We start from the raw sequence: 19,716 nt of genomic DNA on the forward strand, positions 1-19,716 counted from the left end.
TCGCATAGCGTCTCCCGCCACCACCGTCTTGGACGGCAATCACGCTAGCCGATCTATGACGAAGTGGCTATGTCAACCCAAGTCGAACCCACCATGGCAATCTAAGCCGGACCCACTTCGGGCGAAGCGGGGTGTCGCGGGCAACCTAACCGGGACCCACCTCCAGCTGTTGCGGTCATCCTCTGGGAGAATAGTGTCATGAGGACTTCCACCAATCCGAACGCTGGCGCAGTCCCTGAGGATTCGTAGTCGTGTCGGAGTGGTGGCAGGTTGTGGTCGGCGTCGTCGTCGGGCTGGTCCTGTTCTGGCTGGTGCTTGTTCTTGTTCTGTGGTTCGAGCAACGCAAACACTCGGGTCGTGCGTCGCTGGTGGATCTTCTTCGTCTCGCCCCGGATGTCGTGCGCCTGCTGAAGCGTCTCGCTTCAGACAGGTCCGTGCCGATCCGGAATTTGTCAAGGTGGATGAGGCCAGTGGGAGTTTAGGCGGCTACTTTGGTCTGTTCAATCGCGGCGGGTTTCTCGGCTGGTTTGTTGATCCATGCCGTATCGGGAATGGTCAGGATTTTCGGGGCGTGATTCGTGCTGAAGCGTTCCGGGAATCGCGCCCGGGCCGCGTCGAGCGTCGCGGTCCGTTCGACGGCCTTGGCCTCGGCGAGGCCGTAGTGGACGTCTGCTGGGGTGTTCAGGCCGATCCCAGAGTGGCGATGGGTGTGGTTGTATCCGTCGACGAAGTCGGCCATGAACGCTCGTGCGTCGGTGAGGGAACCGAAGCGTTCGGGGAACTCCGGGGAGAATTTCAGGGACTTGAACCAGCTCTCCGAAAATGGATTATCGTTACTCACCCGCGGTCTGGAATGCGATTTGGTGACTTCCAGATCGGACAATAACGCGGCGACGGTCTTGGACGTCATGGACGTGCCTCGGTCGGCGTGGACGACCTGTGGGACGCCGTGGATGCCGAAGATTTCCTTCATCATCTCCACGGCGAGCACGGCCGACTCCGACGCGTGGACATGCGCACCAACGATATATCGCGAGTAAATATCGATCATGACGTAGGCGTCAAAATACTTCCCCTTGATCGGGCCAGCGAGCTTCGTAATATCCCAGCTGAGTACCTGGCCAGGTCCGGTCGCGATCAGTTCCGGGATCGCCCGCGCGGGATGACGGGCGAGGCGGCGGCGTTCCTTGACTTGCTTGTTCTCGTTCAATACCCGGTACATCGTTGAAATTGAGCACATGTAGGTGCCCGCATCCAGCAGTTGCGCATAGATCTGGATCGGCGGCAGGTTCACGAACGACTCCGAATTCACAGTGTCCAGAACCTCTAGGCGCTGGACGCCGTCGATCCGATTCGCCGGCACGCGCCGGGGACCCGCGACGGGAATTCGTGGTTTCCGGGTGGCGGTGGCCCGAGGCACCCCGGCCAGATCGGCGGCGCGCCGGGTCGGTATGCCCCGGCTGATCAGTTCGCCGTAGGTGGTCATTACGGCTTCGTGTGCGGTGTTTCGTCCCGCGAGCTCTTCGAAAGATTTTCCAAGAGCTCGTGCATTTTTGACATGATCTCCAACGCCACCCCCGTCGTGACCAGGCGCTGTTCGGTCAGGTCAAGCTGGCGGCGAAGCCGAGCAATCTCCACTTGTTCAGGAGTTAACCGGCCAATCTTCTCGCCGGGCTTCTTCCCCGCGAGAACACCAGCGTCACGCAGCTTGCGCCACTCCGTGATCTGCGATGAGTACAACCCCTCGCGGCGCAGATACGCGCCACCGTCGTTCTGCTTAATGGCCGCGCCATACGCGGCGAGGTGGGCAAGCTTTTGCGCTGGGGTAAACGACCTTCGGGTCGGGCCACCAGCGCGGGGTCCGGGACTACTCATATGACTATCGTCGCGCACGGCGATCAAAGACGGACTGGACACGGTGATGATTCCTGATTCTCGCCCTACGTCAAACAGCGGACTTGCTATTAGCTACTGGCCTCACCCAACCCTGACGGTAATGATGGGAAGAGGCTTGAGGCTGTGTGACCCTAACCCTGACTGACGTCCTTCCGAGGACTGTCTTTTACGTGATCTGTCCGCGGTCTCAAGGCTGCTCAAGGTGCGCTGGCCAGGCGGACATGACTTTATAGGAGCCTGAAGCGAATTCCCATTACCGTCTTGTCTGCCCACCTGGCCAACGTGCTCATCATTTACCCAGATGGACGCGAAGGAAAGGCAATTTCATCATGGCAACAGAGATACCGAATGTCATCGTCGGCGTCGACACGCACTCCGATACTCACTACGTCGCCATGATCGACGAGCACGGCAAACACCTAGCTGCTGAAGAGTTCCTGGCGGTCGGGTCCGGTTACCGGAAGATCCTCGCCTTCATCACCCGCTTCGGTCTGGTCATCGGCGTGGGCGTCGAAGGAACCGGCAGTTATGGGGCCGAACTGAGTCGAGTTCTAAGGACAGCAGGACTCCCCGTTCACGAGGTCAACCGACCCAACCGTCAAGCGCGGCGTCTACGCGGTAAATCGGATCCTTTGGACGCCTACCAGGCTGCGGAATCAGTCCTGGCGGAACGAGGCACGTCGACGCCGAAAAGCAAGGACAGCCCCGTCGAATGCCTCCGCGTCCTCCGCGCCGCTCGCACCTCATCAATGAAGGCTCGCACTATCTCAATCAACCAGATCAAGGGAATCCTCGTCTCCGCTCCCGAGCAAGTGCGCAGCCGGTTTCGCGCCTTGACGAGCGCCCAACTCATCCCGGCGTTGGAGCGCTCCCGTCCAATGGGAAACCTCACGGACCCTGACAACGTAACGGCTCTGACTTTGAAGAAACTCGCCGCCCGCTACCAATTTCTCGAGCGGGAGATTCTTGACACCGATAAAGCGCTGGCGGAGATCCTCAGGGACTGCGCGCCGCTGTTGCGGGACGTCCCCGGTGTTGGCATCGAAGTAGCGAGCCAGCTCCTCGTCACCGTCGGTGATAACCCTGAACGCATCGCAACTGAAGCGCAGTTCGCGGCCCTTGTCGGCGTCGCCCCCATTCCAGCGTCATCCGGCAAGACGAGCCGGCACAGGCTCAGCCGCGGCGGCGACAGAGCAGCCAACGCCGCAGTCCACCACGTCGTCGTGTCACGCCTCGCCACAGACTCCCGGACGAGAGAATATGCGGCCCGACGAACGGCTCAAGGCAAGACCAAGAAAGAAATCATGCGCTGCCTGAAACGATACGTTTCCCGGGAGCTCTACCGTCAGCTCACCAACCCGCAAGCGGCGCCCACAGTCACTGACCTACGCACCGCGCGCCAGGAGCTCCACATCACCCTTCGCGAGGCTGCAGGCCACTTCAACACCTGGCCTGGCACCCTTTCTCGAATTGAACGAGGCCTCAGTCGAGACGACAACCTCGCTAACCAATTCCGGGACTGGCTCCATGAGCAAAAAGAAACCCAAAATATCAATTGACAACTATAGGAGCATCACGTAGGGATCGGGGTCCGGATCTGGTTGGGCGTGTTGTTGGTGTATCTGATCTCGCCTATCGACCTCATCCCGGATTTCATCCCTGTGTTGGGATATGCCGACGACGCGTTGGTCGTAGCGATCGCTCTCCGATTCGCGACGAGGCGCGCGGGCAGCGATTCCATCACGAAGCACTGGCCGGGGACGCCGGCTGGTCTGGCTGCTGTTCTGCGTCTGGCCGGGTTGCCCTCGTCTTGACTTCGGGTGGAACACCGCCCGGTCGGGCTCGTTCTATCAGCCCTAACCGGCGAGCAGCGGTGGAACACGACGACTGCTTCTGTTGACCAAGGCCTTCAGACGGGCATCTGCTCTTGCTGTCTTTGCATGTGGGCGAGGCGGTAGGAGTCGGTGCCAGTTTCGATGATCGTCCCGCCGAAGGTGAGCCGGTCCACGATCGCCGCGCAAAGGCGGGGGTCGGTGAAGGTCTTCGTCCAGCCGGAGAATGACTCGTTCGACGCGATCGCGATCGAGTTTTTCTCTTCCCGTTCGGTGAGGACTTGGAAGAGCAGCTCGGCGCCTCGCCGGTCGAGTTCCATATAGCCGAGTTCGTCGATCATGAGGAGATCGACGCGGCCATAGCGGGCGATGGTGCGGGCGAGATTCTTCTCGTCTGCGGCCTCGACCAGTTCGTTCACGAGCCGGGTCGCGAGGGTGTATTTCACGCGGAACCCTTTCTCTGCCGCCGCGGTTCCGAGACCGATCAGCAGGTGTGATTTTCCGGTCCCGGAGTCCCCGATCAGGCACAGAGGTTGGCCTTTCCGCACCCACTCTCCGGTGGCGAGGGTGTTGATCGTCGCGGGGTTGACGTTCGGGTTGACGTCGAAATCGAAGTCGCCCAACCACTTGTCCCTGGGGAACCCGGCGGCCTTCACACGGCGGACAGAGGAGCGTCGGTCGCGGTCATCACATTCGGCCAGCAGCAGCTCCGCGAGGAACCCTTGATAGGAGAGCTGCTCTTTCTCGGCTGCGATCGTGGCCTCGTCGACGACGGCGCGAATCGTCGGCAGTCGAAGCTTTCGGCAGGCGCCGTCGATGGCAGCGTTCGCGGCTTCTTCGGTCAACCCTCGGCGGCGTCGGAGGGTGGTGGTGATGCTGGTGGTAGTGGAGGTCATGAGCCTGTTCCTTTCTGTCCAGCCGGGACGGCTGTGGGTGGGGTCGTTCGATCGGGCAAGCGCAGCAACTGGTCGTAGGCGAAAACGCTCGGCAACGGCCTTGTGTCAGCGGGAAGGCCAGCGATCACCGCGGCCGGGTCCGCTAGGCGGCGCTGAGTCAGACTGACGACCCGCCGCTCAGGGCCTCGAACTTCCTCGACCGGAGGACGGCCTGAACCAGCCGAGGCTTCGTGGCGACGGGCCTCGACCGCGACAACGTCCGCGGTGACAGCCCCGACCGTGAGCGCGGCCATGATCCCGACGACGACGTCGTTCGTTGCCATTGTCCGGTGCAGCAGCAAAACGTCGATCAGGGCCTTGGTGCCTCGCGCGTCACCGTCTGTTTTCCGGGCGGCAGCCCAGAATGCTTCATGCGCCGAGGTGAACGCGCGCGACGCCCGGGCGTGAGCCAGCGCTGTCGACCCGGGAAGGGCGCCGGGCTTGCGCTGGAGAACTTCGAGATAGTGGTCAAGGTTCACGCTCTGACCATGCAGAGCCACCACCCGCGGGTGCCGTGCGATCTCCGTGCGGCCGTCGAAGACGATCACCTCCGATGCCCGCAGCGCGACACGGACGGGCCGGCCGATGAACCGGGCCGGAACCGAGTAACTCGCCATCCGCACCCGGATCAGGCTTGACCGGTTCACCCGCGGAGTCAACGACAAACCAGGCTCGAACCGATCCGCGGTCACCGGAGCGAGCAGCGGTCGTTCGAGAGCGAAGTCCTGAGCGACAGAGCGGATTCGGTCGCTGATGCGCCGGTTCTCGTCCGCGAGATGCCAGCCACGGATCTGCTCATTCAACTGTTCAAGACAATCCACGACCGGCATCGGGGACAGGTGTGTGCGCCGGAACCGGCCAACTTCACCCTCGACACCTCCTTTCTCATGGGCGCCTTCGATTCCGGGGTGGCAATAGAACGCGTCGAAACCGTAGTGCGACCGAAACATCACCCAGCGGTCGTTCTCGGTGCGCTGCCGGCCCGTGCCGTAAATGACTTTCACGACCGCGTCGGTCAAGTTGTCGTAACGAATGTGTCGGGTCGGGATCCCGCCGATGTCCTCGAACGCATCAATGTGCCCCTCAAGGAACGCCTCCTGCGCCTGCGTTGGATAGACCCGGTGAATCGCCTTCCCCGAGTAGGACAGACGAAAGGTGAACATGTGGCACTTCGTCTTCACCCCGGCCAAGATCACCCAGACCTCCCCGAAGTCCACCTCCGCCTCGGCCCCTGGCGCGTGCTCCTGCGGGACGAACACCTCCTGCAGCCGGCCCACGGCCGCATCGATCTCCGGGCGACGCCGACGGACGTAGTTCCGAACCGTCGAATACGACAGATCCGTCGCACCGTGCTCGTCCGCGAGGCGGGCGAAGACCCGCCGCGCCGTGTGCTTCTGCTTCCTCGGTGCCTCCGTGTCCAGGCGGAGCATCTCGTCGATCACTCGCTTGAACGCGTCCAGCCGCGGCGCGGACCGGACCCGTGGTTTCCGTGGCGGCGGCTCCGCCTGCAGCAGGGCCTGCCGCACCGTTGGCCGCCCGACGCCATAACGTCGGGCCAACTCCCGGACCGAGACGCCCTCCACCCGCGCGTCACGCCGGATCTGCGCGAAAATTTCCACCCGAGACTCCATCCGAACCTCCACCCTGAGCAACCAGAAAACACGTTGCAACGACGGTAAAGGTGGGTCCCGGTTAGGTTGCCCGCGACACCCCGCTTCGCCCGAAGTCGGTCCGGCTTAGATTGCCTTGGTGGGTCCCAGTAACGCTGCCATAGTCAAGATCGCTCGAAAGTCACGTCAATCAGAGTGGGTGTCCGATATTATTGGACAGAAGCGGCGGGGGATCATAAACATGACTGGACACAAAGGGCAGGTGGTTGGCTATGTGCGAGTTAGCGCCGCCGACCAGAACGAAGCTCGGCAGTTTGACGCGCTCGGCACGGTGGACAAGATGTTCTCCGAGAAAGTTTCCGGCAAAAATACCGAAGACCGAGCAAAGCTCCAGGAGATGCTCACCTACGTGCGCGACGGGGACAAAGTCCGGGTGAAGTCACCGGACCGTCTCGCACGATCGACGACTGACCTTCTCGCGCTCGTCGAACAGCTCAAGGCGAAGGGCGTCGCGCTGGAATTCGTCGACAACCCCGCACTGAACACGGATACCCCCCAAGGCGAGTTCATGCTCACGGTTCTCGCCGCCATTGCTCAGTTGGAGCGCAAGACCATCCGCGAGCGACAAGCCGAGGGCATCGCGATCGCTAAGCGGGACGGGAAGTACGAAAAAGCTCCGAAGCTCGCACTGGAGCAGATCGCAGAGGCCCGCGATCGGGTCGTCGCTGGAGTCCCGAAAGCACTGGTGGCCCGAGACCTAGGGGTGTCGCGGCAGACGCTCTACGCCGCGCTGAACGGCTCAGGGAGATACGCGGCGTTGGTGTGAGATTAGAGTCAGGTTGCCTCCGAACGACAATGACTGGCGCCTCCCCGCAGCAGCGATTACACCGACCACGATCAGAGAAATGCCAATTGGCTTCGTCAACGGCACAAGATTGCAATACGACCTCCACATAGTTCTTCGAACTGCACCGCGCTGCATTCCCGAAAGGGAGCCATGAGTTACTCGATAGGATCGGACTCAGATGAGGGGGCTCGTGAGGATTTTTTTATCGTGGTTCATGCGGGCTCTACTTGCGCTGGCTGGGGTCGCTGGGTTGTATCTTGCTGCAGTCGCTATGAGCGCGCTTGTCTACTTCTGGCAAGTGGTTGGTGCTGCGGTAATCATCGGGCTCGGTGCGATGATGGGGCCCAAGGTCAGGAATGCATTTCGTGCGTGGCGGGACTATCCCGCAGCGTTAGCTCGCGCCACAAAGCTTCAAACCGCCCTTTCGGTTTCGCAGGATTCGGAGCGCGCTTTGCGGGCAGGCGTTATACGCGCGAGCGCGGAGGGAAGAGCTGACGGTCGCGCGTCCGCGATCGGCGAACTGCTCGGATCAGCAGTGCCAGTTCCTCAGATCATTGCGATAGCAGAGTACGACGGTTCTGTTTCATTGGTTGTGCGATTCGATGTGGTGGAACCTCCTCTTGGCGCGCGGTTCCGGCTCATCGTCGAGACAACGAGGCAGCTCCGCGGCATGGTTGAAGTAGCCGCCACAGAGGGCGACCGAGGAATCGCGTACCTGTTGTGCGTCGAAGTCACCAGCGAACTCTTCTGGAGTGCCCTTAGCGCGAAAGTCCTAACGGACAATTCGCCCCCTAATGGAGTCGTCTTAGAGCCACCCATAAATCTCCTCGGTGACCCCACATTGCTACTGGCAATCAATCCCAAAAAAGTTTCAGACAAGGAGATCGAAGAATGAGCAAACGGACCGAACACGTGGCCAAGGGTAAGACGGCAAATATCGTCAGCAAGGATCGGCTAGCGATCTCGGTTGGCGAATTGGACGGTGTAGAGGTTGGCGACACCGTTGTGGTTCTTAATAGCGTAGAGATTAAGGATCCCGACTCATATGCAGTCCTAGGGGTGTATCACGAGACTCGACTCCGGCTGAGAGTGGACAGCGTGGCCGAAAAGTTTTCGATCGCGTCGGTCGTCGATCAGAACCCCACCACGGGTGGATTCTCCGCGCTTTCCGCCGCGCTGGATTCGACTCGTGTACGTCGAATGAAGGTGATCGTCCGCTCTGAATCTGCCGAATCGGAATCAGCAGTTTGGGTAGAACCGGGAGAGCCCGTAGTCGTTACGCGGTCTATCGAAGTTGAGGACTAAGAGGATTCGAAACATCACCGTGAATTACCCGAGTAGAAGGGCGATAGTAGTTTGTCGGCGGGCCGCTTGCGCAGCGAGCCTCGTAGGTCAGCAGTGCGAAGCAGTTAGCGGTCACGCATCTCATCGGTTTCTGCGCCAGTACGAGCCCCTGGAGCGTTCGAATGTAACGCTGCGTAGGCTTATGAACGTGCGCCGGGTGGCCTGAACGTGGTTACGCCAGTAGCCAGCGCGTGGCTCCCTGCACACCAGGCTCACGCCTTTTTCACGACCGCCCACATCGACGGCATAATCAACAATCTGTCTGCAGTCTTAGAGCGTTATCAGCGCGACGAGCCGGTGCAGCTCGCTCGGCGCTTCACTCAGACCGAGGAACAGTTGGTGCTTGAGGGCATCCGAGTGCTGCCTCAAGCCGCGGCCCGCCTATTCGCTGACGCCCTGAACCAGGCACGCAACTCCATTGAGCACGCATTGTTCGCGGAGGTCTCGCATCGGCTCAACCGCGCGCTCACCTCCGATGAGTCGAAAGCACTTGAGATCCCCGCATACGACAAACCCGAGAAGTTCGAGCAATGGGCCAAGCACAAACATCGCGTTTCGATAGGTTTGCTTGCGCGAGGCGATGACCTTTACGAGCGCATCCTGCGTCTGCAGCCCTTCCAGCGCCAGCAGCCTGACCTCCACCCGCTTCGTCTACTTTCTGAGCACACAAACTTTGCGAAGCATCGAGAGCCGACTATTGCCCTCACGCGAGTAGCGCACTTCGGTTTCGACTCGAAGCTGACGGTCACGTCCGTGGATGAGCGCGACGTCGTGGAGATCGGTGACGTGCTGGCAGCTGTGCCGATCGGTTCACGTGAACTACTTTCGGTATGGCCCGAGGTAGCGGTCAAACGCCCGCACACCGGAGAGTGGCAGACACTCATGCGAGAAGCTGGGGAGATAGCCGACTGGGTTCGGAGGCAAGCGCTGCCAATCCTCATCGCGGGCGAGACCCAACTCCCGCCCATGCCGCCAGCGCTCGACATCACCGTCGCGTATGACAGCGTCGAGTCAGCATGGCTGACAGCGGGTGATAAGCCAGCTGCCAAGCGCATGCAGAACCGCATAGGCGCTGAACAGCTCCGCGACACCGTCCTAGTGATGATGGTTGGTCTGTTCGGAGAGGAATCGCGGCGGCCCTTCAGTACTTGGCTGGATGGTCTGGACGACCAGACAGTGATGGATAAGTTTTGGGACGTTCTTCAGTCGGCATCCCGAAGCGACTTTGCCTCGTACTACCGCGAGGCCGAAAGGTGGGCCGCTGAGGCCGGCGTGCTACCTCGCAATGTGATCTGAGTGCGTGCCCATGAGCCGGACGACCAGCGCGACAGATCTGGGGCCAAACCACTCGGCGGCTGAGCGCGCCGATGCCATGTCAATTGGGAACCCTCTGCGGTGGCAGCGGCGAAACCGATCATTGACATGCTGCTAACGCTCGACACGGTTCTGCCGGCGTGATGATCTTGACAGGCATATTAGAGGCAGTGCTCATAAGAGATTGTCTCGCTTCAGGTCTAGACACCCGGGAGCAAAGAGTCGCTGACCTCTCGCCCCTCGTGCATTGGTCGGTCCTGCCCGATCTCGGTCATTGGAAGCTTGAGGATCCTAAGTTCGCCGCTCTCATCCTCATATCCCATGGTGAGAGTTGGTTCGGTCGACTCGCGGGCGAGGATCAGAGATTTAGCGTAGAGCTCGCCGCCATATATCCGATCGAGCCACTCGCGCGTGCGGGAAACTAGATCACCGAGGAACGCATCCAAGGAAACGTTTCTCTCCTCATTCCACGCGAGGAAGAACTGCACCGCGACCTTGGCCATGTAGCCCGGGTCTGGATTCAGGGTATGCGTGGCGCAGTGAATCGTCGTTAGGACGGTTTCAGGCTGAAGACGGATTGGGTTCTTCTGCATGGCATAGCTCGGGCGGGCTTCTGCGGCGGTCTGGGCAGGCTGATAGTTCAGATCGAGGCCTGCGGTGGAAAGCTGTTTGAAGTGGAGCGCTCCTGAGATCAGGCCGCGATGTTTGTCGACGATGTCAAACTGGTGAAGGAGCCACAGCATGCTCTCGTCTCGCTCAGTATCCGTGGCCCACGGTTGGAGCTGTCGAACCCGTTGCAGGTACACGGATGGAACCGATTCGAGCGTTGCGGTGCGCGCGGTCCATTCGCCCTCGTTTCGGGTGAGAGGAAAAGTAACCTGCTGCGGGCGCTTTGGCTCAGCTCCGTCTAGTGTGGCAAGCGCCCAGATTAGGTTGTCGAACACACTTCGCAGGTTGTGAAGTGTATCGCCCAAGATCAACGACCATTCGTCGATGGGTGGCTCGCGTCTAATGACCATTCGAAACTCGACGGTGTGCTCGTCAACTTGATGAATGCGGGCCAATAGTGTTTCGGCGGCCGACCATTCGTCGATTCGTCCACGGAGTTCGTTCGCAAGGTGTACAGCGCGGGCGTACTTCAGCTCGGCCCGGTTGGTGAAGTTAACGCCTGCGCGCAGGACGGGTTCAGGATTGGTCACGATCCACAGTAGGGCTTCAGCATGATGTTAGGTGAGGGGGTGTTCCTATCGGGGGCAAGTCAACTCACGCAAGAGATGAAGGTTTCATCCCACGACGCTGGTCGCCTGGATGGGGTTTTTGAAGTCAATCGGCATGGGCAAGAAAAACCCGGGAATGAGAATGACCTGTCCTGTCAACTCTTCCTCGAAGTCGTCACACTTTCGGAAGCACTCAGAAATCTGGATCGACATTGTCCAGGGGGCCACCGAAGTTCAACTTTGCGCGCAGCCCAGCCCAGGCGCGGCCGGGGGCCGCCAGCATGTAGCGATCCCTCCGCACCGCTCATTTACAGCGCCCGCAAGCGGGACCTCCGACGGACACTCCCCCGCAGAGACTGGACTGCGCGGCCCGCCTGGGCAGGAGAGTCGCATTTGACCCGCCCGCACGAAAATCCCGCTCACGTACGTCTTACGGGACGCCCGGTGAGACACTGGCTGACTTGTCCGAGGGCCCGCAGTGGGACGCGCACCGAAGCTGTGCCCGAACCTCAAATCTAGAGCGGAGTCTAGAGCGGAGTTGGGAATCCTTCAGGCAAAAGAAAGACCCTCTGGCCGGTGAAACACCTGGTCAGAGGGCCTTTATGTGTAGCGGGAGCGGGAATTGAACCCGCGACACCACGATTATGAGCCGTGTGCTCTAACCAACTGAGCTACCCCGCCGCGACTTGTCGGCTGTTCGCTTCCAAGCCTGAGCCCCCTGTGGGAATCGGACCCACTACCTCTTCCTTACCAAGGAAGTGCTCTACCAATGAGCTAAGGGGGCAGAGCAACCAAAAAACAGTAGCAATGCCGCGTTTTTGGCAACCTAGAAACTTTATCACCCCAGCAAGGCGATCGAGACCACTTAGCCCACACCGAGCATCCACTACCGATGCCGTAGCATTTAAATATGACTGGCACCAAACTGACTTCCGGCACCGAATGGTGGCGCACGGCCGTTATCTATCAGATCTATCCGCGGTCCTTCGCCGACGCAAACGGTGACGGCATGGGCGACCTCGCCGGCATCAGCTCGCGACTGCCCCAGCTCAAAGAGCTTGGCATCGACGCCATCTGGCTCTCTCCCTTCTATACGTCGCCGCAACGCGACGCCGGCTACGACGTCTCCGACTACTGCGACGTCGACCCGCTGTTCGGCACCCTGGACGACTTCGAGGTGCTGCAGCGCACCGCCCACGACCTGGGCATTCGCGTCATCGTCGACATCGTGCCGAACCACTCTTCGAGCGACCACGGCTGGTTTCAGGCGGCCCTCGCCGCCGGCCCGGGCAGCGCAGAGCGGGCCCGTTACACCTTTCGCGACGGCAAGGGCGAGAACGGCGACCTGCCGCCGAACAACTGGGAGTCCGTCTTCGGCGGCCTCGCCTGGACCCGCACGACCGACCCCGACGGCACCCCCGGCCAGTGGTACCTGCACCTGTTCGACACCAGCCAGCCCGACTTCGACTGGGACAGCGAATGGGTGCGCGAACAGTTTCGCGCGGTGCTGCGTTTCTGGCTCGACCGCGGCGTCGATGGTTTTCGAGTGGATGTCGCGCACGGCATGATCAAGGCTCCCGGCCTCCCCGATTACACGCCACCCGCCGAGGGCGGCAGCATGGGCGGCGCCCCGGCCACCCTCGAGCCCGGCATCAGCGCCGAATCGCCCGTGACCGCGCCCTACTGGGCGCAGGACGGCGTGCACGAGATCTACCGCGACTGGCACAAGGTGCTCGCCGCCTACCCCCGGCGACCGCGTCCTCGCGGCCGAAGCCTGGGTCGACCCGCTGAGCCAGATGGCCAAGTGGGTGCGCCCGGACGAGATGCACCAGGCCTTCAACTTCGCCTACCTTGAAACGCCTTGGAACGCAGCAAAGCTCAGGAGCGTCATCGACGAGTCGATCGAAGCCTTCGGCAACGTGGGAGCCCCGAGCACCTGGGTTCTCTCGAACCACGACGTGGTGCGGCACGCTTCCCGGCTCGCCCTCACCGGCGAAAACCTGCAGGGGCACGGCATTGGGCCCAAGACCGTTGGACTGCCGGACACTGCGGTGGGGCTGCAACGCGCGCGGGCAGCATCCGCTTTGATGCTGTCGCTGCCGGGCTCGAGCTACCTCTACCAGGGCGAGGAACTCGGGCTGCCCGAGGCCGTCGACCTGCCCGACCACGCCCGCGAAGACCCCACCTGGTTTCGCACCAACGGTGAGCGGTACGGGCGAGACGGATGCCGCGTGCCGGTTCCGTGGGAAGGTGCGAGCGCGTCGTTCGGCTTCAGCACCGGCGCGAAGAGCTGGCTGCCACAACCGGCTGAGTGGGCCGGACTGGCCCGCGACCAACAAAACGGTGTAGCCGGATCCACCCTCGAGCTGTACAAGCTCGCGCTCAACCTGCGCCGGGAGCACTCCCTCGCCTCCGGCACGGTGGAATGGATCGACGGCTTCGGGCCGGACGTCGTGGCCTACCGCAACGGCGACGTGACGATCGTGGCGAACACGGGCGCGGCATCCGTTCAACTGTCCGCCGGCGACGTGTTGCTCGCGAGCGAAGACCTCATCGGCCGCACCCTGCCCGGTGACGCGACCGCCTGGTTGCGCGCCGTAACAGAATGACCGCCGCGCTCGACCAGCCAGACGATGCTGCAAACACCGCGCTGGGGACCATCGCCGCCATGCGCGAGCTCAAGCTCGAACTGACCCGATTCATGATGTCCTACAAGTTCGCGACCGACGAAATGTTGACCAAGATCAACATTTTGAAGGAAGAATTCAGCTCGATTCACGACTACAGCCCGATCGAGCATGTCAGCTCGCGGCTCAAGTCGCCGGAGGGCATTCTCAAGAAGGCCATCCGCAAGGGGCATCCGCTCGAGCTCGACGGTATTCGTGACAATATCCAGGACATTGCGGGAATTCGCATCACCTGCAGCTTCATCTCCGACACTTATCGCATTCGCGACCTGCTCGCCGGGCAACGGGATGTCACGGTGCTGCAGGAGAAGGACTACATCCGGGAGCCGAAGGCGAACGGCTACCAGAGCCTGCACCTGATCGTGGCGATTCCAGTGTTCATGTCGGACCGGGTGCAGCCGGTCACGGTCGAGATTCAAATTCGCACGATTGCGATGGACTTTTGGGCCAGCCTCGAGCACAAGATCTTCTATAAGTACAATGGCGCCGTGCCCGACACGCTCGTCGAGGACCTGCGGCAGGCAGCGGATGCCGCCAATCGCCTCGACGTGAAGATGGAGCTGCTGCACGACCAGGTCGTGGCGCGGGGACCCGCTGCCGATGACGCCGACCTGTTCAGCTTCGACGGCCTGCCGCCGTTTCCGCTGCCAAAGGGCCTGCTTGAGTCCTTCATGCGCGGGCGCACGGAACCGGAATAGCTAGTTCGTGTTGGCGTAAAGCCACTCGAGGGGGTCGATCTTGGTGCCGTCCTTGCCGCCGATTCGGATGTCCAGGTGGAGGTGCGGGCCGGTCGACATGCCTGTGCTGCCGGTCTTGCCGATGACCTGGCCGACCTTGACCAGGTCGCCCTCCTTGAACAGCATCGATCCGTGGATCATATGCGCGTAGACGGTCGTGACGAGCTCGCCGTTGATCATGTGGTCGATCATCATGTGCACGCCGAGGCTGGCTTCGCCGTCTTCGGCGTAGCTGACCACGCCGTCGGCGATGGACTGGATCGGTGCGCCGACCCCCGGGTTGAAGTCCTGGCCACCGTGGTTAGCGGAGCATCCGGAGCAATTGCGCGGGCCGAAGCGGTCGCCGATGTGCACACCGACGGCAAACGGCCACTGAATGGTTCCGTTCGGGTTGTTGGTAAAGGTATCTTCCAAACGGATGCCGCTGGCCGCGGCCACCTCGGCGATCGAGCTTGACTCATACCCGTCACGTTCGACGGTGAGAGTGTCGCCGTCGGCCAGGTCCATGCTCTGAATGTCTTCGGCCGGCAGAACGCGCTGGGCTTGCAGAGCTGAGGCCTGCACGTCCTGCGCCGAGAGCAGCGCCTCAGCCGGAAGTGACGTGGCGACGGCCATCAGGGCGACGAAGGACATCGCGAGGATCGACGCACCCTTGGCGGCGCGCTTGCGCATGCTGCTGCCGAGCGGGCGCGACGGGGCCGCGCGACGCGGCAGCGTGCCGGCCGGAACGAAATCGCGGGCTGGCGCGAAGGACTCCCCCGCCGTCTGCTCGGTGCGCTGGCGGCGGCGAGGCCGAGCGCCGGCCGGGGGAATTACGGTCGGAATCGACTGGGTGGCACCGAGAACCAGCAACTTTTCGTAGTCGGTGGGCTCGGCATCGGCGACCGCGACGGCCGCGACGATGCGGTCGGTCTCGGTCACAACGGGCGGTTCGAGGTCGGGTTCGGTCAGGTCTGCAGCGACGATCAAATCGGCGGCAGGGCTGAGCCGCACGACCTCTGCGACGTTTTCGTCGACCGGCGCTGCGGTGGCGAATGCCACGCGCTCGCGCTCCCGCAACTGACGCCGGGTCAGGGCCGCAGGTTCCACGGGGGGAAAGACAGCGTCGTCACTCTCGCTGGACACGGAAGTATCCAAGGATGGAGTGTGACGTGACAAAATGCAGCTTTCGGCGAGGCGGACGGGAACTGGTGCTCGTACTGGACAACGCCAAACAACGACTGGCCAATATAACGAATTGATTAAGGATAGCGCGCAAACCTGAGAGTAGCAGAGGAACGCGACGGATCACACCCCGATTTGGGCAAGTGGGTAAAGAGTCAAGCTTCCTGCGCGGGAGCCGGAAAACGGTCGAATAGCTCGACCAGCACGGGTTCGAACTGACCGTAGAGGCGGGGAGCTGCGGCGATGAGCAGGTCGCGACCCTCGGCATCCGCTTGAAGGGCGCCGACCCGGGCGCCAGCCTCGCGGGCGATCAGGGCGCCGGCGGCGTGATCCCAGGGGTTGAGTCCGCGTTCGAAATAGAGGTCGAGCCGCCCGCAGGCGACCGAACACAGGTCGAGTGCGGCCGACCCGATGCGACGGATGTCCCGCACCTGGCCGATCAGACCGCCCACGACGTTCGCCTGCCACACCCGCCGCGCAGCCTCGTAGCCGAAGCCCGTGCCGGCCAGGGCGAGCGAGAGCGGAACGTCCTGGTTCACGTGCAGGCGCTGGTCGCCGAGCCAGGCGCCCGACCCTTCGGAGGCGGTGAACACCTCGCCGAGGGCCGGGTTGACGACCGCGCCGGCGAGAGTGTTCCAACTGGCCGGATCGGGATCGCCCTGCACCACGGCGATGCTGACGGCGTAGAACGGGATGCCGTAGAGGTAGTTGACGGTACCGTCGATGGGGTCGACCACCCAGGTGAGCCCGCTCGTTCCGCCCGTCGCGTCGGACTCTTCACCGTAAAACCCGTCGTTCGGGCGAGCGTCGGCCAGCAATGCACGAATGTGCCGCTCGACCTCACGGTCGGCCGCGGTGACGATGTCTTCCGGCGAGGACTTGGAGGCGGCGATCTCGACCCCCTCGGCGCGGCGCCGGTGGGCGAGCGCGCCCGCGGTGAGGGCGATGGTGCGTGCGAGGTCCAGCAGCTCGGTCGGGGCAGGATACGTCATGCTCCCACGCTACAGGTAGCTGTGTTAACGAGAACAGGCAGGCCCTGAGGCCTGCCTGTTCTGCTGGTGGCGAGTGCGAGGTTCGAACTCACGAAGGCTACGCCGTCTGATTTACAGTCAGATCCCTTTGGCCGCTTGGGTAACTCGCCAGACGCTCCCGACCAGGTGTAATCACTTGACCGGAGACGCGGGGTTAACAATACAAGACGAAACGCCTCACCGAGAAATCAGCACGTTTGACAAGGCGGGCGTCTACCCGGCGGGCGGTCCGCCCATGCCGGCCGGCGGGGCGCCCGGCTCGGTCGACGTGTCGCCGCCGAGGCCCGCGAGTCCGCTCGCGGTCTCGGTCTCGGAGCTGGCGATGGCGGCATTCAGATCGGCCAGAATCACCGTGTCACCGATGTCGATTCCCGTCGTGATCTCGGTCAGTTCGGAACCGATCGCACCCACCGTCACCTCGGCGCTCGTCGAAACGCCGTTCTCGAGCAGGTCGACCGTGTAGACGGAGTCGGCCAGGTGCACGGCCGAGGTCGGCACGGTGAGCACCTCGTCGAGGCTCGCCACCGCAACGGTGACCGCGGCCGATCCGCCGTTCAGCAGGACAGGATCGGTGCTCTTCAGCGCGATCTGCACCGTGTAGGACGGCGTGGACGACGATGACACGTTCAGAATGCCGATCGAGCTGACGGTACCGGCGAGTTCTTCGTCAACGCTCGCGACATCGACGGCGGCGCTTTGGCCGACGACGACCCCGGCGATGTCGGTGAGCGAAACGGTCGTGCTCACCACGAAGCCGTCCTCGCCGATGACCGTGATCACGGCACTGGACGATGACGCCGTGACGGTGTCACCGACCGCGAGGTCGACGGCCGCGACAGTGCCGGCGATTGGGCTGGTCAGCGTTGCCAGGGTTAGATTGCGCTCAGCGATCGCCAGTTCCGCGACCGCCGCGTCGATCTCGGCCTGGTCGGCCACAATGGTTTCGGCCGAGGCTGCCGTTGCGGCCGCAGCGCCACCCGCGGTGGTGCTCCGCACTTCGGCAGCGGATGTCGCAGCCGCGCTGGTCGCCGACGCGGCGCTTGATCCGCTGCTCGCGCTGGTGCTCGGAACCGTGGCGGCGTCACTCCCCGTCGATCCGGACTTCGCCGTGCCGGCTACCGCTTTCTGTAGCGCGCTGACGGACTGGTTGAGGTCATCGACGAGCGTGAGCACGCTGGCCTGAGCCTCGTTGGTCTCGGTCTGGCCGGCGAGCACGGCGGTGATGGCGCTCTGACAGTCGGCGAGGGCGACCTTCGCGGCCGCAAGCTTCTCGGCTGCGGTCAGGGGGGTAGCGGCGGTCGTGTCGGTGGTCGTATCTGCAGTTGTGTCGGTGGTCGTATCTGCAGTTGTGTCGGTGGTCGTATCTGCAGTTGTGTCGGTCGTCGTATCGGTCGTCGCGTCCGCAGTTGAATCCGTGGTCGTATCCGTGGTTGAATCCGTGGTCGTATCTGCAGTCGTTTCCGCGGTCGCGTCCGCGGTCTCATTCGCCGCAGCCTCGTCGAACGCGGCCTCCAGAAAGGGCAGGCAAACGTCGGTCGTCGACGCGATGGCGGCGTCGGTCGCGGCGAGCGCGGTTACGGCCACGTCGTACTGGGCAAGCAGGGCGGCTTGCGCGGCGCCGACCGCCGTGACGGCTTCCGCCATAGCGGCCGAGACCGCGCCGGTCGAAGCCGACGCCGATCCCGAGGTCGATGCAGAGGAGGTCCCCGAAGTAGCGCCGGCACCCGACGCAGCCGACGTCGTCGACGTGGCCGCAGCATCCGTGGTCGATGTCGTGGTCGTCGCCGTCTGCGAGTCGAGATCACTCTCGAGAGCGAGCTGGGCGCTCGCGATATTGGCCTCTGCCTCGTCGATCGCATCCTCCAGGCTCGCCACGTCGAGGGTGGCGAGGGTCTGCCCGGCGGCCACCGTATCGCGCAGGCTCACTGCTACGCTGCTCACCGTGCCGGCGACCGAAAACGATGCGTCGCTGCGGCTGGCTGAGGCCAGGGTCCCGACCAGGTCGAGCGATTCGCTGACCGAACCGAGCGCGGCTGCGACCGTGCGGTAGTCGCCGCCCTCGGCACGGGTCATGGCGTAGGCGACGCCGCCGCCGGAGGCGACGAGCACGGCCGTGACCGTTCCCACAGCGAGCAACCGCCGGTGCTTCTGACGGGCTGCCCGCAGCTTCTTCGCGGATGGCTGGTTCTCCACAGCGGATGCCGCCGCGCTCGTGTTGGTCGCCGTGCGCTTACTCATTTGCGTCGCCACCCATTCGGCCACCGGAGCCGGCCATGGCGCTCACGCAGCCGTCGTCGCCAGCCACCGAGAGTGCGACAGCACTAGCCGCAAAGCTTCCGGTGTCGTCGACCTCGCCCTGGGCGCTCGCGCACAGTCCAACCGCCAGCGCCGACGCATCGGCAGCGGATGTCCGGGTGTAGCTGGTTGAGTCGTCGACCGTCACCGTCTCGCTCGACACCACACCGTCAACATCGGTTGATTCGACCGTGATGGTGGTCGCGGTCAGCGCGGTGACGAGGCCGCTCGTGCGGGAACCGAGGCCGCCGGCATCCGCTGGAATCTCGGTCGGCATGCCGGTCGGCGCGGCCCCGTCGGCACCCATCGGCATATCCTCGGGCAGACCGGTTGGCATATCGGTCGGCATATCGGTCGGCGGCGTGCCACCGGCCATGCCACCGCCACCCAGTCCGCCCAGGCCCAACGCGCAGGCACCGTCGACCGCGTCGGTGACGGCGACGCTCGTCGCGACGGTTGCGGTATCCGTGCCGTCGGCCGCTGCCGCACTCGACACATTCACGCACTGGCCAACGGTCACGTCGGCCAGTGTCGCGGCGAGCGTCGAGGTGAAGGTCGTGGCGTCGGAATAGGTCACCGCGGTCTGCGATTCGCCGTCCTGCAGCTGAAAGGTTTGCCCGGTCAGAGCCGCGATCTCGCCGTTCAGGCCGGGCGCGAGTCGCTCTTGTCGTGCAGCGGTATCGCTCGAGGTCGCCGCAGCGGCGGTGGAGTCAGAGGTGCCGGCGCAGCCCGAGAGCAGCAGCACGCCGCCGAGGGCGAGTGCCCCGCCCGCGAATGCCGCCCGGCGCTTGAGTTTCATCATGTCAG

15 protein-coding genes, 3 tRNA genes and 1 pseudogene are annotated in these 19,716 nt (G+C 63.0%); 8 read left to right on the top strand and 11 right to left on the bottom strand.

The annotated features are described in order from the left end of the window. Window positions 1-478: 478 nt before the first annotated feature. Window positions 479-1,875 (bottom strand): IS3 family transposase gene (locus E3T43_RS10085; protein WP_134472392.1). Its coding sequence is split into 2 segments (ribosomal slippage): window positions 479-1,557 and window positions 1,557-1,875, totalling 1,398 coding nucleotides; the frame shifts between segments, so codons are not numbered across the junction. A gap of 350 nt (window positions 1,876-2,225) precedes the next feature. Between E3T43_RS10085 and E3T43_RS10090 the strand changes: the two genes are divergently transcribed. Further along, window positions 2,226-3,455 (top strand): IS110 family transposase, encoded by a 1,230-nt coding sequence (locus E3T43_RS10090; protein WP_134472369.1) that lies wholly within the window; start codon window positions 2,226-2,228, stop codon window positions 3,453-3,455. A gap of 57 nt (window positions 3,456-3,512) precedes the next feature. Continuing rightward, a complete protein-coding gene (locus tag E3T43_RS10095; RefSeq protein WP_241978925.1) occupies window positions 3,513-3,710 on the top strand; it encodes a DUF1232 domain-containing protein in 198 nt (65 codons plus the stop codon). A 95-nt stretch (window positions 3,711-3,805) separates the two neighbouring features. Here E3T43_RS10095 and istB read toward each other — a convergent pair whose 3' ends face one another. Together istB and istA are read right to left on the bottom strand one after the other, a co-directional pair. Beyond that, window positions 3,806-4,624 (bottom strand): IS21-like element helper ATPase IstB, encoded by an 819-nt coding sequence (istB, locus tag E3T43_RS10100; protein WP_134472370.1) that lies wholly within the window; start codon window positions 4,622-4,624, stop codon window positions 3,806-3,808. Then, window positions 4,621-6,294 carry an IS21 family transposase gene (gene istA, locus E3T43_RS10105; protein ID WP_134472371.1) on the bottom strand — a complete coding sequence of 558 codons (1,674 nt, stop codon included), beginning with the start codon at window positions 6,292-6,294 and terminating at the stop codon, window positions 4,621-4,623. The genes istB and istA overlap by 4 nt, the downstream gene beginning before the upstream one ends. A 220-nt stretch (window positions 6,295-6,514) precedes the next feature. On the opposite strand from istA, the gene E3T43_RS10110 reads away from it, so the two are divergent. From E3T43_RS10110 to E3T43_RS10125, 4 genes are all read left to right on the top strand, one after another. Continuing rightward, window positions 6,515-7,099 (top strand): recombinase family protein, encoded by a 585-nt coding sequence (locus E3T43_RS10110; RefSeq protein WP_134472394.1) that lies wholly within the window; start codon window positions 6,515-6,517, stop codon window positions 7,097-7,099. A 199-nt stretch (window positions 7,100-7,298) separates the two neighbouring features. Next, entirely contained in the window at window positions 7,299-8,015 is a 717-nt protein-coding gene (locus E3T43_RS10115) for a hypothetical protein (protein ID WP_134472372.1), read from the top strand. Continuing rightward, complete coding sequence (locus tag E3T43_RS10120; RefSeq protein WP_134472373.1) at window positions 8,012-8,425, top strand: hypothetical protein; 414 nt, start codon at window positions 8,012-8,014, stop codon at window positions 8,423-8,425. The genes E3T43_RS10115 and E3T43_RS10120 overlap by 4 nt, the downstream gene beginning before the upstream one ends. 207 nt (window positions 8,426-8,632) lie before the next feature. Further along, window positions 8,633-9,760, top strand: a complete 1,128-nt coding sequence (locus E3T43_RS10125) for a hypothetical protein (RefSeq protein ID WP_134472374.1) — start codon at window positions 8,633-8,635, stop codon at window positions 9,758-9,760. A gap of 218 nt (window positions 9,761-9,978) precedes the next feature. On the opposite strand, the gene E3T43_RS10130 is transcribed toward E3T43_RS10125, so the two are convergent. From E3T43_RS10130 to E3T43_RS10140, 3 genes are all read right to left on the bottom strand, one after another. Then, complete coding sequence (locus E3T43_RS10130) at window positions 9,979-10,977, bottom strand: hypothetical protein (protein WP_134472375.1); 999 nt, start codon at window positions 10,975-10,977, stop codon at window positions 9,979-9,981. Window positions 10,978-11,602: 625 nt separating this feature from the next. Beyond that, window positions 11,603-11,676, bottom strand: a tRNA-Met gene (locus tag E3T43_RS10135). A gap of 31 nt (window positions 11,677-11,707) precedes the next feature. Then, window positions 11,708-11,779: transfer RNA gene (locus E3T43_RS10140), tRNA-Thr, on the bottom strand. Between the two features lie 126 nt (window positions 11,780-11,905). Here E3T43_RS10140 and E3T43_RS10145 point away from each other — a divergent pair. Together E3T43_RS10145 and E3T43_RS10150 are read left to right on the top strand one after the other, a co-directional pair. Further along, window positions 11,906-13,604 (top strand): annotated as a pseudogene (locus E3T43_RS10145) (glycoside hydrolase family 13 protein). Beyond that, window positions 13,601-14,380 carry a GTP pyrophosphokinase family protein gene (locus E3T43_RS10150; RefSeq protein WP_174844339.1) on the top strand — a complete coding sequence of 260 codons (780 nt, stop codon included), beginning with the start codon at window positions 13,601-13,603 and terminating at the stop codon, window positions 14,378-14,380. The pseudogene E3T43_RS10145 and the gene E3T43_RS10150 overlap by 4 nt, the downstream one beginning before the upstream one ends. On the opposite strand, the gene E3T43_RS10155 is transcribed toward E3T43_RS10150, so the two are convergent. The 5 genes from E3T43_RS10155 to E3T43_RS10175 form a co-directional block, all read right to left on the bottom strand. Further along, the gene (locus tag E3T43_RS10155) at window positions 14,381-15,556 is read right to left on the bottom strand and encodes a M23 family metallopeptidase (RefSeq protein WP_134444170.1); all 1,176 of its coding nucleotides are present in this window, start codon (window positions 15,554-15,556) and stop codon (window positions 14,381-14,383) included. 182 nt (window positions 15,557-15,738) lie between these two features. Further along, window positions 15,739-16,575: an inositol monophosphatase family protein gene (locus E3T43_RS10160; RefSeq protein ID WP_134472376.1), complete on the bottom strand. Its 837-nt coding sequence runs from the start codon at window positions 16,573-16,575 to the stop codon at window positions 15,739-15,741. Window positions 16,576-16,639: 64 nt separating this feature from the next. Then, a tRNA-Tyr gene (locus tag E3T43_RS10165) sits at window positions 16,640-16,724 on the bottom strand. 103 nt (window positions 16,725-16,827) lie between these two features. Continuing rightward, window positions 16,828-18,852: an HlyD family efflux transporter periplasmic adaptor subunit gene (locus E3T43_RS10170; RefSeq protein ID WP_134472377.1), complete on the bottom strand. Its 2,025-nt coding sequence runs from the start codon at window positions 18,850-18,852 to the stop codon at window positions 16,828-16,830. Then, window positions 18,845-19,711 carry a DUF5666 domain-containing protein gene (locus E3T43_RS10175; RefSeq protein ID WP_134472378.1) on the bottom strand — a complete coding sequence of 289 codons (867 nt, stop codon included), beginning with the start codon at window positions 19,709-19,711 and terminating at the stop codon, window positions 18,845-18,847. Before E3T43_RS10175 ends, E3T43_RS10170 begins: the two co-directional genes overlap by 8 nt. Between the last annotated feature and the right edge of the window lie 5 nt (window positions 19,712-19,716).

It is taken from the genome of Cryobacterium sp. Hh7 (assembly GCF_004403155.1).
Lineage (GTDB): Bacteria > Actinomycetota > Actinomycetes > Actinomycetales > Microbacteriaceae > Cryobacterium > Cryobacterium levicorallinum.

Bases quoted from the DNA above. Each gene is read 5' to 3' on its own strand.
- E3T43_RS10090 (WP_134472369.1), top strand. From the start codon at position 2,226: ATGGCAACAGAGATACCGAATGTCATCGTCGGCGTCGACACGCACTCC.
- istB (WP_134472370.1), bottom strand. From the start codon at position 4,624: ATGACCTCCACTACCACCAGCATCACCACCACCCTCCGACGCCGCCGA.
- istA (WP_134472371.1), bottom strand. From the start codon at position 6,294: ATGGAGTCTCGGGTGGAAATTTTCGCGCAGATCCGGCGTGACGCGCGG.
- E3T43_RS10110 (WP_134472394.1), top strand. From the start codon at position 6,515: ATGACTGGACACAAAGGGCAGGTGGTTGGCTATGTGCGAGTTAGCGCC.
- E3T43_RS10115 (WP_134472372.1), top strand. From the start codon at position 7,299: ATGAGGGGGCTCGTGAGGATTTTTTTATCGTGGTTCATGCGGGCTCTA.
- E3T43_RS10120 (WP_134472373.1), top strand. From the start codon at position 8,012: ATGAGCAAACGGACCGAACACGTGGCCAAGGGTAAGACGGCAAATATC.
- E3T43_RS10150 (WP_174844339.1), top strand. From the start codon at position 13,601: ATGACCGCCGCGCTCGACCAGCCAGACGATGCTGCAAACACCGCGCTG.
- E3T43_RS10160 (WP_134472376.1), bottom strand. From the start codon at position 16,575: ATGACGTATCCTGCCCCGACCGAGCTGCTGGACCTCGCACGCACCATC.
- E3T43_RS10170 (WP_134472377.1), bottom strand. From the start codon at position 18,852: ATGAGTAAGCGCACGGCGACCAACACGAGCGCGGCGGCATCCGCTGTG.
- E3T43_RS10175 (WP_134472378.1), bottom strand. From the start codon at position 19,711: ATGATGAAACTCAAGCGCCGGGCGGCATTCGCGGGCGGGGCACTCGCC.